General features: G+C 70.7%; 15 protein-coding genes and 3 pseudogenes. 10 read left to right on the top strand and 8 right to left on the bottom strand.

The window, feature by feature from the left end:
* Positions 1–44: 44 nt before the first annotated feature.
* The gene (locus ACFVX4_RS27840) at positions 45–320 is read right to left on the bottom strand and encodes a hypothetical protein (RefSeq protein ID WP_389981914.1); all 276 of its coding nucleotides are present in this window, start codon (positions 318–320) and stop codon (positions 45–47) included.
* A 15-nt stretch (positions 321–335) separates the two neighbouring features.
* Between ACFVX4_RS27840 and ACFVX4_RS27835 the strand changes: the two genes are divergently transcribed.
* The gene (locus tag ACFVX4_RS27835; protein ID WP_389981912.1) at positions 336–578 is read left to right on the top strand and encodes a hypothetical protein; all 243 of its coding nucleotides are present in this window, start codon (positions 336–338) and stop codon (positions 576–578) included.
* 20 nt (positions 579–598) lie between these two features.
* Here the strand turns inward: ACFVX4_RS27835 and ACFVX4_RS27830 are convergent, their stop codons facing one another.
* Complete coding sequence (locus tag ACFVX4_RS27830; protein WP_389981910.1) at positions 599–952, bottom strand: hypothetical protein; 354 nt, start codon at positions 950–952, stop codon at positions 599–601.
* A gap of 367 nt (positions 953–1,319) precedes the next feature.
* Here ACFVX4_RS27830 and ACFVX4_RS27825 point away from each other — a divergent pair, with 367 nt between their 5' ends.
* The gene (locus ACFVX4_RS27825; RefSeq protein ID WP_266424384.1) at positions 1,320–1,673 is read left to right on the top strand and encodes a hypothetical protein; all 354 of its coding nucleotides are present in this window, start codon (positions 1,320–1,322) and stop codon (positions 1,671–1,673) included.
* A gap of 102 nt (positions 1,674–1,775) precedes the next feature.
* Here the strand turns inward: ACFVX4_RS27825 and ACFVX4_RS27820 are convergent, their stop codons facing one another.
* The 3 genes and pseudogenes from ACFVX4_RS27820 to ACFVX4_RS27810 form a co-directional block, all read right to left on the bottom strand.
* Positions 1,776–2,504 (bottom strand): DUF2625 family protein, encoded by a 729-nt coding sequence (locus ACFVX4_RS27820; protein ID WP_389981908.1) that lies wholly within the window; start codon positions 2,502–2,504, stop codon positions 1,776–1,778.
* A gap of 42 nt (positions 2,505–2,546) precedes the next feature.
* The gene (locus tag ACFVX4_RS27815) at positions 2,547–2,942 is read right to left on the bottom strand and encodes a MarR family winged helix-turn-helix transcriptional regulator (RefSeq protein ID WP_389982008.1); all 396 of its coding nucleotides are present in this window, start codon (positions 2,940–2,942) and stop codon (positions 2,547–2,549) included.
* Between the two features lie 75 nt (positions 2,943–3,017).
* A pseudogene (locus tag ACFVX4_RS27810) lies at positions 3,018–3,230 on the bottom strand (ABC transporter ATP-binding protein); the annotation flags it as partial.
* A gap of 204 nt (positions 3,231–3,434) precedes the next feature.
* On the opposite strand from ACFVX4_RS27810, the pseudogene ACFVX4_RS27805 reads away from it, so the two are divergent.
* From ACFVX4_RS27805 to ACFVX4_RS27785, 5 genes and pseudogenes are all read left to right on the top strand, one after another.
* Positions 3,435–4,022, top strand: a pseudogene (locus ACFVX4_RS27805) (alpha/beta hydrolase fold domain-containing protein); the annotation flags it as partial.
* 28 nt (positions 4,023–4,050) lie between these two features.
* Positions 4,051–4,548, top strand: a pseudogene (locus tag ACFVX4_RS27800) (flavin-containing monooxygenase); the annotation flags it as partial.
* A 166-nt stretch (positions 4,549–4,714) separates the two neighbouring features.
* Positions 4,715–5,239 (top strand): hypothetical protein, encoded by a 525-nt coding sequence (locus tag ACFVX4_RS27795; RefSeq protein ID WP_389982024.1) that lies wholly within the window; start codon positions 4,715–4,717, stop codon positions 5,237–5,239.
* Positions 5,236–5,841 (top strand): TetR family transcriptional regulator, encoded by a 606-nt coding sequence (locus ACFVX4_RS27790; protein WP_389981906.1) that lies wholly within the window; start codon positions 5,236–5,238, stop codon positions 5,839–5,841. The genes ACFVX4_RS27795 and ACFVX4_RS27790 overlap by 4 nt, the downstream gene beginning before the upstream one ends.
* Before the next feature lie 96 nt (positions 5,842–5,937).
* The gene (locus ACFVX4_RS27785) at positions 5,938–7,545 is read left to right on the top strand and encodes an MDR family MFS transporter (RefSeq protein ID WP_389981904.1); all 1,608 of its coding nucleotides are present in this window, start codon (positions 5,938–5,940) and stop codon (positions 7,543–7,545) included.
* A gap of 252 nt (positions 7,546–7,797) precedes the next feature.
* Here the strand turns inward: ACFVX4_RS27785 and ACFVX4_RS27780 are convergent, their stop codons facing one another.
* On the bottom strand, positions 7,798–8,574 hold the full coding sequence (locus tag ACFVX4_RS27780) for a hypothetical protein (protein WP_389981902.1): 777 nt from the start codon (positions 8,572–8,574) through the stop codon (positions 7,798–7,800).
* Between the two features lie 195 nt (positions 8,575–8,769).
* Complete coding sequence (locus tag ACFVX4_RS27775) at positions 8,770–9,630, bottom strand: alpha/beta fold hydrolase (protein ID WP_389981900.1); 861 nt, start codon at positions 9,628–9,630, stop codon at positions 8,770–8,772.
* Positions 9,631–9,688: 58 nt separating this feature from the next.
* On the opposite strand from ACFVX4_RS27775, the gene ACFVX4_RS27770 reads away from it, so the two are divergent.
* A complete protein-coding gene (locus tag ACFVX4_RS27770; protein ID WP_389981898.1) occupies positions 9,689–10,276 on the top strand; it encodes a TetR/AcrR family transcriptional regulator in 588 nt (195 codons plus the stop codon).
* Positions 10,277–10,929: 653 nt separating this feature from the next.
* On the opposite strand, the gene ACFVX4_RS27765 is transcribed toward ACFVX4_RS27770, so the two are convergent.
* On the bottom strand, positions 10,930–11,787 hold the full coding sequence (locus tag ACFVX4_RS27765; protein ID WP_389981897.1) for a class I SAM-dependent methyltransferase: 858 nt from the start codon (positions 11,785–11,787) through the stop codon (positions 10,930–10,932).
* 164 nt (positions 11,788–11,951) lie between these two features.
* Here ACFVX4_RS27765 and ACFVX4_RS27760 point away from each other — a divergent pair, with 164 nt between their 5' ends.
* Together ACFVX4_RS27760 and ACFVX4_RS27755 are read left to right on the top strand one after the other, a co-directional pair.
* Positions 11,952–12,422: a DUF5959 family protein gene (locus ACFVX4_RS27760; RefSeq protein ID WP_389981895.1), complete on the top strand. Its 471-nt coding sequence runs from the start codon at positions 11,952–11,954 to the stop codon at positions 12,420–12,422.
* Between the two features lie 70 nt (positions 12,423–12,492).
* On the top strand, positions 12,493–13,896 hold the full coding sequence (locus tag ACFVX4_RS27755) for a HEAT repeat domain-containing protein (RefSeq protein ID WP_389981894.1): 1,404 nt from the start codon (positions 12,493–12,495) through the stop codon (positions 13,894–13,896).
* The last annotated feature ends 61 nt before the right edge of the window (positions 13,897–13,957 follow it).

Genomic DNA, 13,957 nt, shown 5'->3' with positions numbered 1-13,957 from the left:
CGGGGACCGGGCAGCGCGAAGCGAGGAACGCACGGCGACGGGTCTCAGGCTCCGCAGAACGGCATGGCCCGCACGTATCCGCCGAGGTTCTCGTCGTCGGTACCCAGGAGGGCATCGGCGGAGCCGGGCAGACACTCCACCGCCTCGATCTTGTACCGAGGGAACGTCCCGAGCACGGCCGGGTGCGCCGCGAGCGTGATCCGCACCTGGCCGGCGGCCGACACGGTCACCCGGCCCGCGTCGCTCACCGCGGAGTCGAACGGGCCGTCGTCACCGGCGTCCGATGCCGAACTGACGATGATCCGGCCGGAACCGGTCACCGAGATGTCGGAGATGTGCCGGGTGCCCTCGCCCGTCGGGTACGCCGCCAGGTAGGCCCGGCGCGTGACGGCACCGAACTGCGGCTGTCCCCACGGAGCGAACGACAGCGGCGCCGCGTACAGCGTGGCGGGACGTTCCGCGCCGGCTCCCCGGTCCGCCCACAGGGCGGCAAGGTTCCCGCCCCGGGCGACGAGCGCGAAGCTCTCGAAGTCGTCGCCCTCACCGATGCCCGGCAGCGGCGAGTAGTCGAGGACTGACGCCGTGGAGCCGGTGACCTTCAGGCGGTAGACGATGCCGCGGCTGGCGAGCGCCAGGTACTCCCCGGCATCCCGCCGGGGATGGCCTCGATGGCCTCCAGGTCGACGGGTTCCGGGCCGTCCCAGGTGATCGGGGAGATACCGTCGGAGCCCTCCCGGTGGGTGATCCGGGACAGACGCTGCTGCCCCGACCGCTTGTTGTCGTGCACGATCAGCGCGTGCACGCCGGCTCCGTCCGCGGTACGGCCCTCGTACGCGAGACCGCTGACTCCGCTACGGGCGTCGCCGCCGACCTTCTGCCATTCGCCGTCCGCACCGGCCGGGGCGCTGCCGAGCACCGTCAGCAGCGCGGCCGCCGCGGTGATCCAGGCCATGCGCTGCAACTTCGGGAGTTCCACTGGGAGTCGCTCGCCTTCTCTGTCCGACAGGCGCGAGGTCACGCGCCGGGCGTCAGGCTATTGATCACGGCGGGCGCGACCCAGCGACGGTTGGTCCATTTAGCGGAGCGCGAAGTCGGACTCGCCAGGCACATGCCACACCCGACAGCGCCGCCCCGCGGCCGGCAAGGCTGGGGTCTTTCGTTTGGATCAGGCCGGATCAGGCACCGGGGCACGCGAGCCCGGCCCAGACGAGAGGCCCTGGGTGCGGAAACGTCGTGGCCGACCGGCGTGCGGTGCGGGTATCGTCCGGTCCCCCGACCAGCCGTCTTCGGCGGCCTCCGATGTTCAGAGAGCGATTGTCATGATCAGCCGTCAAGCAACGACGACCCTGTGGCGCCCGACTGGCCCCAAGGAACTGGATCTGGTCCGGGAACTGAACTGGCGTGGATGGCCACCTCGTCTCCCCGAGCAGCCCATCTTCTACCCGGTCCTCAACGAGGACTACGCGATCAGAATCGCGCGGGACTGGAACGTGAAGCACGACGGAGCCGGGTTCGTCACGCGTTTCGAGGTCGAGTCGGAGTTCCTGCGCCGCTACCCCGTACAGCAGGCCGGCGGGCGAACGATTCTCGAGCTGTGGGTTCCCGCCGAAGAGCTCGACGATTTCAACGAGCACATCGTCGGTGAGATTCAGTTGGTCCACGAATTCCACTGAGCAGCCCCGGGAACCACCGGCCTCGAACACAACCCGGAAGCAGGCAGGTTCGGCCAGTGCGTGCTCTCGGTGGGCGGTGCCGGAGTGGCTGGGGTGGCCGGCTCACACGGTGCCGAGAAAACCTGGATCCGCCCCGTCGAACTGTCGGCTCGACTCCCGGGCGATCCCGAGCAGTTCCCTCATCGGCACGGCGCGACGGCTGGTCCCGGAGATGTTCTCGCGTGCCTCGGCGGACCACAGCGGCGGAAACAGTGACAGGCCCTGGGCACCGCTCAAGGCCCGGACCTCGTCCTGCCAGCCGGGCCAGCGGAGGCCGGCGTAGAAATCGTCGAGCGCTCCGGAGGCCAGCCAGGTCAGCCAGGTCGAGTGGCCGACGCCCAGGGGTTCCCATTGCAGTGAGTCCGGAGCGAAGTAGACCATCTCGCCGGGGGCTCCGGGGCGGCCGGCAGCGGCGGCGTCCTCTCCGTTGAGGACGAAGACGCCGCCCAGTACGTCATGTGCCACCACCAGGCCCGTGCCGGTTCGCCAGTCGGGGTCGAAGTCGCGGGGGAACTGGTTGACCCCGGCCAGCCCCGGTACCCCGTGCGCCGCCCCGCTCCCGGGGCTCGCGAAGACCCGCAGCCAGCCGCCGTCGACGAGCAGACCGCCGCAGTGCAAGACCATCGCGCCCAGGTACGACCTGGCCGTCACCTGCAGTTGGAGGAGCACTGCCGCACCCAGCCGGTCATCGGGCGGGAGCACCTCGATGTGCGCCGGTCCGGCGCCGAGCGTCTCGCGGAGGTCCGGCCAGGCCGGGTTCTCGACGTCGATCAGCTGGTTCAACTCACGCATGCCCGCATCGTCGCACCCCAGGCCCGTGCCGTACTCCCCGGGTCAGTCCGTGGCCGAGGACTGGTCCGCTCGGCCCGGGCGGGACCATGTGAGCCCCTCAAGCAGTTCGATGCTCTGGTTGAACTCCACCAGCAGGGTGAGGAACTGCTCGGTCCGCTGGTCCGTCCATCCCGACGCCTCGATGAGGCGCGTGGTCCCCGCGCGACTGATGGCGCGATCCGCCTCCAGGTGTTCCAGGCCGAGCGCAGTGGGACGGAACTTGCGGGCCATCCCCCCGTCGGGATCGGGGATGCGTTCCACCAGGCCGTTGCGGAGCATGGCGCTGACCTGGCGGTTGATGGTGGAGACGTCGACCTGGAAAGTGTGTGTCAACTCCTTGAGCGTGAGCGGTTCACCGACTTCCAGCCGGGTGAGCAGGACGTAGGCCGATCGTTCCAGGCTCTGGCCCCCAGCTCGGTCATGCCGTGGTGGAACCGACCGCGGATGGTGAAGTGTGATCCGGTGCGGTGCGGGTCAGCGGTCCTGTGAAAGTGCCAGGCGCTCGGCGAAGGCGCCGTCGGCGTGGACCAGATCCTCGTACCGGCCCTGTTGGACGATGCGGCCGTGCTCCATCACCACGATGTGATCGGCGATCTTGGTGTTCTCCAGCCGGTGGGTGACCACGACCGTGATGCGGTCGGCGGCGATGGCATTGATCCGCTCGAAGATGCCGTGACCATCATCTGGGTGCGCAACACACCCATCTCCGCGGCCTGCTGGCGGTCCGCGAACCCGTGCTCCGGGTAGGCGGCGGCCTCGACCCGGCAGACCGCCTCGACCAGGGCGGTGTCGGCCTCGGGACTCGCCCCCGGGCCCCCCGGAGCCCCGGCCGGCCGCACCTCTTCCCCAGCCCGCCGCGGTGGACGACACTCGTCGCAAGATCACAGCACCTCCGTGCGATACCGGCTGGCCCCCGAGCACCCCTATCCTGCCGCCACCGACGACTGTTACGCGGCCCTGGAGTGGCTCGCCGCGAACGCCGCCGGCCTCGGGGCGGACCCGGCACGGATCGCCGTCGCCGGGATCAGCGCCGGGGGTGGTCTCGCCGCCGCCCTCGCCCTGCTCGCCAGGGACCGCGGCGGCCCGGAGCTGTGCTTCCAGCTGCTCGACATCCCGGAGCTGGACGACCGCCTGGAGACCCCCTCGATGCGGGAGTTCACCGACACTCCGGTGTGGAACCGTCCCAACGCCGTGCACAGCTGGCGGGCCTACCTCGGGGCGGACCGCGACCCGGCGGCCCCGGTGCCCGCCTATGCCGCGCCCGCCCGCGCCGAGGACCTGTCCGGGCTGCCGCCCGCGTATGTCGCCGTCAGCGACCTCGATCCGCTGCGCGACGAGGGCCTCGACTACGCCCAGCGCCTCGTGCGGGCCGGTGTCCCCACCGAGCTGCACCTGTTTCCCGGCACCTTCCACGGCGCGGCGGGCTTCGTGCCCGACGAGGGCGCGCTGGACGCGCTGCGCCGCGGTCTCGCCGGCTGACAACCCACTCCCCCGCAAGGAGCCGCACATGACCGACCAAGCAACCCCCGTACCGGAGTACGACGCGCTCGTCGTCGGCGCCGGTTTCGGTGGCCTCTACGCCCTGCATCAGCTGCGCGCGCACGAATTCAGCTGCCACGCCTTCGAGACGGGCGACGACGTCGGCGGTACGTGGTACTGGAACCGCTATCCCGGAGCCCGCTGCGACGTCGAGAGCCTGGACTACTGCTACTCGTTCTCCCCCGAGCTGCACGCCGAGTGGGACTGGACCGAGCGCTTCGCCACCCAGCCCGAGATCCTGCGCTACGCCAGGCACGTCGCGGACCGCTTCGATCTGCGACCGATGATCTCCTTCGAGACGCGGGTGGCCTCCGCCGTGTGGGAGGAGGAGAGCAGGACGTGGCTCCTGACGACCGAGGACGGCCACCGCGCCCGCGCGCGCTTCCTCGTCACCGCCGTGGGCTGCCTGTCCGCATCCCGCGTTCCCGACCTGCCCGGCCTCGATGCCTTCCGCGGCGAGGTGCACCACACCGGCCGCTGGCCGCACGAGGGCGTGGACCTGGCGCCAACGTGGAAGGAAAGGCACGGGTGTTCATGCCGTACGCGGGCGGGCTCAACCATTATCGGGAGCGGTGCGAGGAGGTCGCGCGATCCGGCTACCGGGGCTTCGCGCTGGGCCCGGAGGTGTCGGCATGACGCGGGACACCCTGACGCTGGACGGGCGCTCCGTCGTCGTCACCGGCGCGGGCCGGGGCCTCGGCCGGGCCTACGCCCTCGACCTCGCCGGGCGCGGTGCCCGTGTCGTGGTCAACGACCTCGGAACGGCGACGGACGGCACCGGGAGCCGGGACGCGGGCCCGGCGGCGCGGGTCGTGGAGGAGGAGCCGCCCGAGGCGGTCGCGCCGGTGGTGGCCGCGCTGCTCGCCGATGGGGTGCCGGTCACGGGCGAGGTGCTGAGCGCGGGGCGCGGCCGTGCGGGCCGGGTGCTGACGGGTGAGAGCCCGGAATCCGTTCGGCGGACGGCGGACCGCTGCTCCCGCAGGACCTCACCGAGTGGATCGCCGAACTCCTCGCTGTGGAGGGAGTGGTGTACCCGGCCTCGGCGCACGAGACGCCCTGAGCGGCTTTCCGGTTCGGCGCGGGTCGGTGGGGGTCGTCCCCCGCCGACCCGCAGAATTTTGCACTACGCGCAAACTTGCATAGCATGCACTTCATGAGTGCCGCCGACATGCCTCTCGGGCTGCGTGAACGCAAGAAGCGCGCGACGCGCGACGCCCTCGCGGACGCGGCGCTGCGCATGGCCGCAGACCGCGGTTTCGAGAACGTGACGGTGGAAGCGGTCACCGACGCGGTCGGCGTATCCGTGCGCACCTTCTTCAACTATTTCCCGTGCCTTGAGGACGCGATCACCCGTCCCGCCCAGGACAACGCCGAGCGGACCCGGCGGGCGGTGCTCAACGCACCGGAGGAACTCACGGCGCTCAACGCCCTGCGCGAGGCGATCGGCCAGGAACTCGCCCACATCGAGGAGGACCACGAACGCTGGGAGCTCCAGATGGCCGTGCTCAGGACGAGCCCTTCACTGCTGTCCGGATTCCTGGCCGCCCAGGGCGCGGACGAACGCGCACTGATCGCCGCCGTGGCCGAGCGCCTCGGCCAGGATCCCGAGTCCGATCTCCGTCCCAGGCTTCTCGCGCACGTGGCGATCGCCGCCGTGCGCGCCGCCGTCGAGCTCTGGGTGGCCTCCGGCCGTACCCGCACGTTCCAGAGCATCTATCACGAGGCGTTCGCCTCGCTGGCCGCCGGTCTGAACGACTGAACTGAAGCGCATCCCTGAGCCTCCACCGGGGACTTTCACCCGATCACCCCGACCATCCGATCAAGCGAAAATCCAGAGAATGAGGAACGCCAGCCGATGAGCGCTGCCGTCACACCCGAAACCGGTACCGCCGGTGCGCCCGAAAAAGCCGCACCAGCCATGACGCGTCGTCACATACTCCAGGCCATGTCGGGCCTGATGGCCGGCATGTTCGTGGCCATCCTGGCCTCCACCGTGGTCTCCAACGCACTTCCCAGGATCATCGCCGATCTGCACGGCAGCCAGTCCTCGTACACCTGGGTGGTCACCGCCGAGCTTCTGGCGATGACGGCGACCGTCCCGATCTGGGGCAAGCTGTCCGACCTCTACGACAAGAAGCTGCTCATCCAGCTGTCTCTCTCGATGTTCATCGTCGGCTCGCTCGTCGCCGGCTTCTCGCACAGCGTCGGCCTGCTCATCGTGAGCCGTGTGGTGCAGGGCATCGGCGCGGGCGGTCTCACGGCGCTGGCCCAGGTCGTGATGGCGGCGATCATTCCGCCGCGTGAACTCGGCCGCTACTCCGGCATCTTCGGCGCCGTGTTCGCGGTCGGCACCGTCGCGGGACCGCTCATCGGCGGTGTGCTCGTGGACACCTCCTGGCTGGGGTGGCGCTGGTGCTTCTTCATCGGCGTGCCGTTCGCACTGCTCGCGATCGTGCTGCTCCAACTGACCCTGAAGCTGCCCACGGTCCGCAGGGAGGTGAAGATCGATTATCTCGGTGCCGTCCTCATCATGAGCGGGGTCAGCGCACTGCTGCTGTGGGTGACCCTCGCGGGCAACCGGTTCGACTGGGCTTCGTGGCAGACCGCCGCACTGGTCACCGCCGGCGTGGTCCTGCTGGCCACCGCGGTGCTGGTCGAATCCAAGGTCCAGGAACCGATCATCCCTCTGGACATCTTCCGCAACCGCACCGTGACGCTGACGACCGTGGCGAGCCTGCTGGTCGGCGTGGCCATGTTCGGCGGCACGGTGTTCCTCTCCCAGTACTTCCAGATCTCGCTCGGCAAGACGCCGACCGTCGCGGGCCTGATGAGCCTGCCGATGATCCTCGGTCTGATGATCTCCACGACCGTCGCCGGGCAGATCATCTCCGCCCGGGGCAAGTGGAAGGGCTTCCTGATCGCGGGCGGCATCATCATGACGGCAGGCATGGGCCTGCTCTCCACGATCAGCGCGGACTCCTCGTTCGGGCTGCTCAGCGTCTACATGGTGGTACTCGGCGTGGGTGTCGGCATGCTGATGCAGAACCTGGTGCTGGCGGCCCAGAACGACGTACCCGCGTCGGAGCTCGGCGCGGCGACCTCGGTGCTGTCGTTCTTCCGCAGCCTCGGTGGGGCGATCGGCACGAGCGCGCTGGGCGCCGTGCTCAGCCACCGGGTTGCGAGCGAGATGGCGAAGGGCTTCGGCGGGGCGGCGGACAACGGGGGCGCCGGCCATGGCATCCCCGACCTGACCAAGCTTCCCGAACCGGCCCGGCAGGTGGTCGAGCACGCGTACGGGGTCGCGACCGCGGATGTCTTCCTGATCGGAGCCCCCTTCGCGTTCCTCGCCCTGATCGCGGTGCTGTTCATCAAGGAGAAGCCGCTCAAGACGCAGAGCGGCATGGAACGGCTCGCGCAGGAGAACGCCGCCGCGGCGAAGCCGCCGGCCACCCCGGCGCACTGAGCCCACCGGGTACGAGGAGGAGCAGGCCGCCGTGACCGCCGCGATCCGCGGACGCCCGGTACGTGGCGTACGCGTGAGGACGTGGCGCGCACGGCGGCCGGGCTCTCCCCTGCGGGTCGCGGGGTCACGGGGTCGCGGGGTCGCGGGGTCACGGGGTCGAGCCAGGCTCTTCCCCGCGGACCGCAGGTCGCTCCTGACTCACCGCGGGGCGGACACCGGTCGTCGATCGACACGGACTCGCGGCCTGCTGTGTCACCCGGCGGGAGGAGTCGGCCACGCGCCCGGCTGCGCCCCGCGGTTGGGTTTCTTTCCGGCGGAGCGGTTGCCGATGAGCGCCTGCCGGATCTGCGCGGCGGTCGCTCGCGCGTGCTCCGAGGTGGAGATCGCGTCGGCGGTGGCCGGGACGAAGCGGTGGGCCGGCCGCTGACAGTACGGGCAGGGCGCTCCGTCGGCGAGCAGGTAGCCGTCCTCGCATGTCCGGTTCGAGCAGGCGCCGGGGCTCACCAGGGCCTCGGCGATCTCCTGGGGCGCCCAGCGGCGACGGTTCTCCTCGTCGCGTTCGTGGATCGCGTGGGACCAGCGGTTGCTCCAGCGCCTTTCGATACGGTCGAGGAGTTGGGCAGCCGTCCGGCGCTCAAGCTCCTCGAACAGAATGTCGGGCAGGGTGCGCGGGACCCGGTGCCCGAGGGCCTGGAGCAGTGGTTGGGGAAAGCCCTGCATGATGAAGCGGATCGGGTCGCCGCCCGGACTCTGCTTCCACTGCTGGCAGTGGCAGACGCCTCCGTCGGACAGCGGGTTGTGGCAACGGGTGCACAGTCCCCGGCAGTCCACGCAGATCCCGTCGCTGAGCCCGTCCAGGTGCGGGGCCGGCGCCCTGCCGCATTCACGGCAGCAGGCCGCGCACAGGCCGCACAGCCGCTCGTTGCCCTGCTGGGTCGTCCAGTTCCGCTGCTGGCAGCGGCAGCACAGACTGGTGTTGCAGTAGTCGCTGTGCTCGCCGTTGTGCCGGCCGAGGGGAGCGAAGGACATGGTGCTTCCTCTCTTGGGGGGGGCCAGGGCGTGCCGACAAAGCGGGAGCAGCGGCCAGGAAAGCGACGGGCGCTGCTTCGATGCGGCGCGGTGGGACCTCCCCGCGCGGTGTTGCTCCGTACAGCCTAGTGAATCAGCGCCGGACCGGACGGCATGCGGAACCCGCACCGGCGGAGAGACACAGGCCTCCCGCCCTCAGGCGCTCTCCTCGATGAACCGGCGCAGTTCGCGGGCGAGTGCCGCCGGGTTGTCCATGGGGACCAGCGTTCCGGCCCCGGGGATCTCGACGTATCGCCCCTGCGGCAGCAGTTCGGCAAGACGTCGGCCGGTCTCGGGCGGCATCATCCGGTCCTCCGCGCCCCAGGCCACCAGCGCCGGCCGGTCGAAGTGCCGCAGCCGATCGGCGGCCCGCAGATAGGTGTCCTTGCGCGTGGAGCGCAGGAAGCGGGCCAGGTCCCGGCGGATCGCCCGGTCGGTCAGCAGCGGCCGGTACCAGCGGCGTACCCGCTCGTACGGGATCCCGTGCGCCGTCATACCGCCCAGTGAGCTGCGCATCGCCACCAGGAAGGGCACCCGGAAGGACTGGAGGAGCAGGAACAGGCCCCCCCGCACTCGGCTCGCGGCCGACAGGGTGCGGCCCTGGATGCCCGGCGGGTAGTTGTCGAGCGCCTCGCAGGAGGTGAGCACCAGTCGGGCGATGCGCTCGTCGCGTACGCCGGGCAGGAGCTGGGCCGTGCCCGCGTCGTTCTGCACCAGCGTGACCTCGCGCAGGTCCAGCCGCTCCAGGAATTCGGCGAGCAGGTCCGCCAGGCCCTGGGCCGACAGATCCGCGGACGGCCGCATCGGTCGGCGGTGGCTACCGAGCGGCAGGACGGGGACGACCACGCGGAAGTCTTCGCGCAGATCTGCCACGAGGGCGTCCCAGACCGAGTCGTCGAAAGCGAGCCCGTGGAGGAGCACCAGGGTCTCGCCCCCGCCCTCCCCGGTTCCGGTGTCGGTGTCGGTGTCGGTGTCGGTGTACTCGATGGTTCCGGCGCTCAGTTCGATCTCCGGCATCGCTTGGCCTCCCCATGACCGTCACTTGATAGACCGATCTAGTGAGAGACTATCCGGCATGAGGACCACCGGCGACACCAGGCAGCGGATTGTTACCGCCGCCACCGAGCTCTTCCGGCGGCAGGGCTACGCGGCGACCGGCATGAAGCAGATCGTCTCGGAGGCCGGGGCCCCGTACGGTTCGGCGTACCACTTCTTCCCCGGCGGCAAGGGGCAGCTCGGCGAGGAGGTGATCCGCACCTCCGGAGCCGCCTACCTGGAGCTGATCGGCAGCCTTTTCGCCGCCCCGGAGGCGGATCCGGCAGCCGCCACCGCTGCCGCCTTCACGGGCGCCGCCGAGACTCTCCGGGAGCTGGACTTCGCCGACCCGTGCCCGATCGCCACCGTGGCCCTGGAGGTCGCCAGTACACACGAGGGGCTTCGTCGTGCGACGGCGGATGTCTTCGCCTCGTGGATCGAGGCCCTCGCCGGCTTCTACGCCGGGGCGGGCATCGAGGCGGACACCGCCCGGGACACCGCGGGCTCGGTGATCGCCCTGCTGGAGGGCGCCTTCATGCTCGCCCGAGCGGCCCACGACACGACCCCGGTCCTCACCGCCGCCCGAGCGTCCGCCGCCATCGTCCGTGATGCCCTGGAGTCCGGCTGAGCGATGTCGGCCCGGCCGTCAGGAACCGCAACCTAGTTCAGGAGGCCTTCGGCGGCGAGACGGCCCGGGTGGACGAGACCGGTTGCGGCCGGTGTTTCGACGAGGATGAAGTCGAGTTGCTGCGGACTCCTGGCGTGCCGCTCCCCCGGACCTTCCCCGCAGGGTCGCGCAGAAGGATCCTCTCCACTGGCACGACCGGCCTGCGATCATCCGGCGGGTCCTGCCACAGCCGGTCGTGGTGCCGGTCGAGGGCGCGGACGAGTCCGATCTCATGGCCCGGGGCCTGGCCGCGGCGGACTGGTCGCGATGGCCCGGCGAGCAGGGCCGGTCCGTCGCCGGTTTCCTGAATGCGTGGTGGACCCGGATCCTGCGGGACGAGTCTCCGCCGACCCCGGCGTGCGAGGTGTTCAAGAGCTGGGTGACCGCGAGTTCCTCGGTCACCCCGTGGCTCGCCCGCAGGGAGGCGGAGACCGGCCCGGCCGCCCCTCGGCACCTGCTCGCGAGTGTCGAGTGGTGGCGGGAGGACCTGGCCTTCACCTGGTGGCGGGGCACGGAGGCGGCGGAAAAGGCGGCCTGGAGCGAAGTGAGGCTCTGGCCGGCCTGTCAGCTGCAAGAAAGTGCGCAGCCATTCATCCATGTCCCGGACGGGAGGCTCAGATGGTGGCCACGAGCAGATCCTCTCCGCTCGATGGGCGAAGTCCGTCGGTCCGATCGGCGAAGTAGCGCTCGGCCAGCAGCGCCCCCGGCACGTGTTGGGCATCCGTGAAGCCCGCTTCGCGGGCCAGTGCCAGCATTTCCTGCGGGGTGTAGAAGCTGACGAACGGTGTTCCGGACGCTCGGGCACCCTTTTCCGACGTCTGGAGTCCGGAGCGGTCGGCGTCGTCGAGGAGTTCGGTCGGCAGCAGGAACGTCATGGCGAGTGTCGAGCCGGGGCCGAGCGATGCGATCTGGCGGAGGGTGGCGGCGGCGGCGTCCTTGGTGAGGTACATCGTGACGCCGGTGGAGACGACGACCGCCGGCCGGCCCGGGTCGAAGCCGGCGGCGGTCAGCTGCACCGTCCAGGACTCGACGGCCTCGAAATCCACCGGCACCAGTCGCAGCCGGTCGGGGATGCCGTAGCCGAGTTCGATCAGGCGCCGGCGCTTCCAGGCCTGGGGGCCGGGCTGGTCGACCTCGAAGATCCGTAGCCGGGAGGCGATGTCCGGCCTGCGCTGGGCGAAGGTGTCCAGGCCGGCGCCCAGAACCACGTACTGGGCGACGCCGCGGCCGGCCTGCTCGGCAATCAGCTCCTCGATGAAACGAGCGCGGGCCACGACGGCCGCCCGGAATCCGCGGGTGGCACGCGGGTCCATGTCCGGACGGCAGCGCCAGCCATCGTCGGGGGCCGCCAGCCGCAGGCCGATCTCGTCCTCGAACACATGGGGCGGCGGGTCGACCTGGACGTGCATCGCCCGCCAGAGGGCGACGCGCACGGCGGTGCTGTCCGGTGCCTCGATCTGCTGGTCCGCCACGATGTTCTCTCCCTGCGGTCCTTGCGGTCGGTTCTCGTCCGGAGCCAGGAGGCCCCGGAACGCTGGTCGCGGAGCCCCTTCGACGAGGTCTCCCGCATCCGCGCGTACTCCCATGGGGGAGGATGCACGCTACTCGCACCAGCCGGACCATACGGAGGCACACAGTGGAAGAGCCGGACCCGATCGACCTGATCCACTTGGTGGACGCGGACGGCGACCGGTGTGTCGTCCGCGTCACCGGTCGCCATCAGCCAGGCGTTCTCACCGGGCACGACATCCTGCGCACCGATGTCCTGATGTCCACCGACTTCCTCGACGCACGGCTTGAGCTCCATCTCTTCCAGCGGGATCTCGCCTCCTGGGAACACGAGCTCGACGGGCTGGCTCCCGGGGGTATGGCGAGAATCGGCGGTGGCCGAGGGCTGGAGCTCGGCATTCGGCTCAACGAGGACCGGTCCGTGAGCGTGACGATCCACGACCCCGACCGGCTCACCACGCTCTTCTCGATCCAGCCGCAGGACGACTGGATCCAGGACCACCGGGTCCGGCTGGACCGGCTTCGGCAGGTCTGGCCGAGCGAGGTCGTCGAGAGCTCTCCGATGGTCTACGGCTGGAGTCCGGACCGTAGGAACTGAGTGCCTGAGGCACACCATCGGTACCCAGGCCGCTGTTGGGCGGCCTCATTGCGGATCGGGGGACGGGATCATGGGCGAGGGCGGACTCGACGGGCAACTCGTGTCGGCGGTACGAGCGGGCGATGCCGGGGCGGTGCGGTCCCTGCTCGAGAGCGGTACGGATCCGGACACGGTGGATGCGACCGGGCTGCCGGTGTTGTGCGTGGCCGTGGCCGCGTACGACGAGCATGTCGTCGGCGCGTTGGTGGAGGGCGGCGCGGACCCCGACCGGCTGCTGCCGGACGGAACCACGCCGCTGTGGCGCGCCGTGGACGGTGGTTCTCCGGCGATCGTCTCGGCGGTGCTGGGGGACGAGCCCCGGCTGCGGCTTTCGGAAGCCTCCCGTGAGCGGCTTCTCGTCCTGGCGCGGAACTGGTACGGGACGGGCGCGGTCGAGGAGTTGCGGCGCAGGACTCGTGCGCCGGGCCCCGCCGAGACCGTGCGGGTCCAGGACGACGACGTCGACCGCGTCGATCAGGTCTCGCTGGGCGGACTCGTCGTGCGGGCCGGGCACGGCGCCGTCCTGACTCTGCTGGAGTGGGCCTTCCGCGTTCTGACACCCGTCGACGAACTGATCGCCCGCGCTGTCGAGCACCCGGCCGAGGACGATGTGAACGGGTGGGCGGTCCACCACGTCCTGATCCAGCGGCGGAGCACCGAGACGTGGTCGGCCGTGGTGGCCCTTCGCCGCCATCCTGCCCCCGCACACCGTCTGGTCACGGCCCGCTACCTGTGGACCAGGGCGATCGTGCGTTGTGGCCCCGACCACCACGAGAAGGAGGAAGGCGAACTCCTGGCGGGTTGGGCGGCCGAGGAAACGGACAGTGAGGTCCTCGCGCAGGCGCTCGCCGCCTTCAGCGAGCACGGGCATCCGGAACAGGAGGCCATCGCCCTGCGGTACGCGGACCATCCCGACCCTCGCGTACGCCGCCGAGTGCCCGACACCCTCCACGTGGAAGGCGCCGCCCACACACCTGCGGCCACGGCCGCGTTGCTCGCTCTCGCGCAGGACCCGGTCGCCGCCGTGCGCAGCAGCGCGTGCACGATGCTGGGCGTACGGGACGACCACACCCCGGAGATCATCCGGGCGCTGCTCCGCCTGGCCCAGGACCCGGATGCCCAGGTACGGGCCATGGCCGCGGTGGCGCTGGCGGCGTCCCGGGACCGCACGCCCGCCGTCGCGGACGCCTTGGTGGCACTGCTCGACGAGCACGACCGGATCGTGCGTCTGGAGGCCGCCTACGGTCTTGCCCGACGCGACGATCCGCGCACCGGGGGGCGATCGAGCGGGTCGGGCCTCTCGGCCCCGGATTCGAGCACGATCACCGGGTCAGTGGGCTCTGGCAGTGGGAATGGCGGCAGGAGGACTCGGCGGCCGCCCAGCAGACGAAGCCGATGCCCATGGCATCTCAGGGCGCCGGACTCCCCCAAGTGACCGTCCACGAGCGACACTTACGATGTCGCCGGAGGACACCGGTAAGGCCGTACGGGACCTG

Origin of the sequence: Streptomyces sp. NPDC058240 (assembly GCF_042882135.1) — a bacterium.
Taxonomy (GTDB): Bacteria; Actinomycetota; Actinomycetes; order Streptomycetales; family Streptomycetaceae; genus Streptomyces.
Note: the sequence above shows the minus strand (reverse complement) of the source record. Positions and strands in the feature narration are given on the sequence as shown.

Coding starts and splice junctions, on each gene's coding strand:
- ACFVX4_RS27820 (WP_389981908.1), bottom strand. CDS start 2,504: ATGCGTGAGTTGAACCAGCTGATCGACGTCGAGAACCCGGCCTGGCCG.
- ACFVX4_RS27770 (WP_389981898.1), top strand. CDS start 9,689: ATGAGGACCACCGGCGACACCAGGCAGCGGATTGTTACCGCCGCCACC.
- ACFVX4_RS27825 (WP_266424384.1), top strand. CDS start 1,320: ATGATCAGCCGTCAAGCAACGACGACCCTGTGGCGCCCGACTGGCCCC.
- ACFVX4_RS27795 (WP_389982024.1), top strand. CDS start 4,715: ATGACGCGGGACACCCTGACGCTGGACGGGCGCTCCGTCGTCGTCACC.
- ACFVX4_RS27755 (WP_389981894.1), top strand. CDS start 12,493: ATGGGCGAGGGCGGACTCGACGGGCAACTCGTGTCGGCGGTACGAGCG.
- ACFVX4_RS27830 (WP_389981910.1), bottom strand. CDS start 952: ATGGCCTGGATCACCGCGGCGGCCGCGCTGCTGACGGTGCTCGGCAGC.
- ACFVX4_RS27780 (WP_389981902.1), bottom strand. CDS start 8,574: ATGTCCTTCGCTCCCCTCGGCCGGCACAACGGCGAGCACAGCGACTAC.
- ACFVX4_RS27775 (WP_389981900.1), bottom strand. CDS start 9,630: ATGCCGGAGATCGAACTGAGCGCCGGAACCATCGAGTACACCGACACC.
- ACFVX4_RS27785 (WP_389981904.1), top strand. CDS start 5,938: ATGAGCGCTGCCGTCACACCCGAAACCGGTACCGCCGGTGCGCCCGAA.
- ACFVX4_RS27790 (WP_389981906.1), top strand. CDS start 5,236: ATGAGTGCCGCCGACATGCCTCTCGGGCTGCGTGAACGCAAGAAGCGC.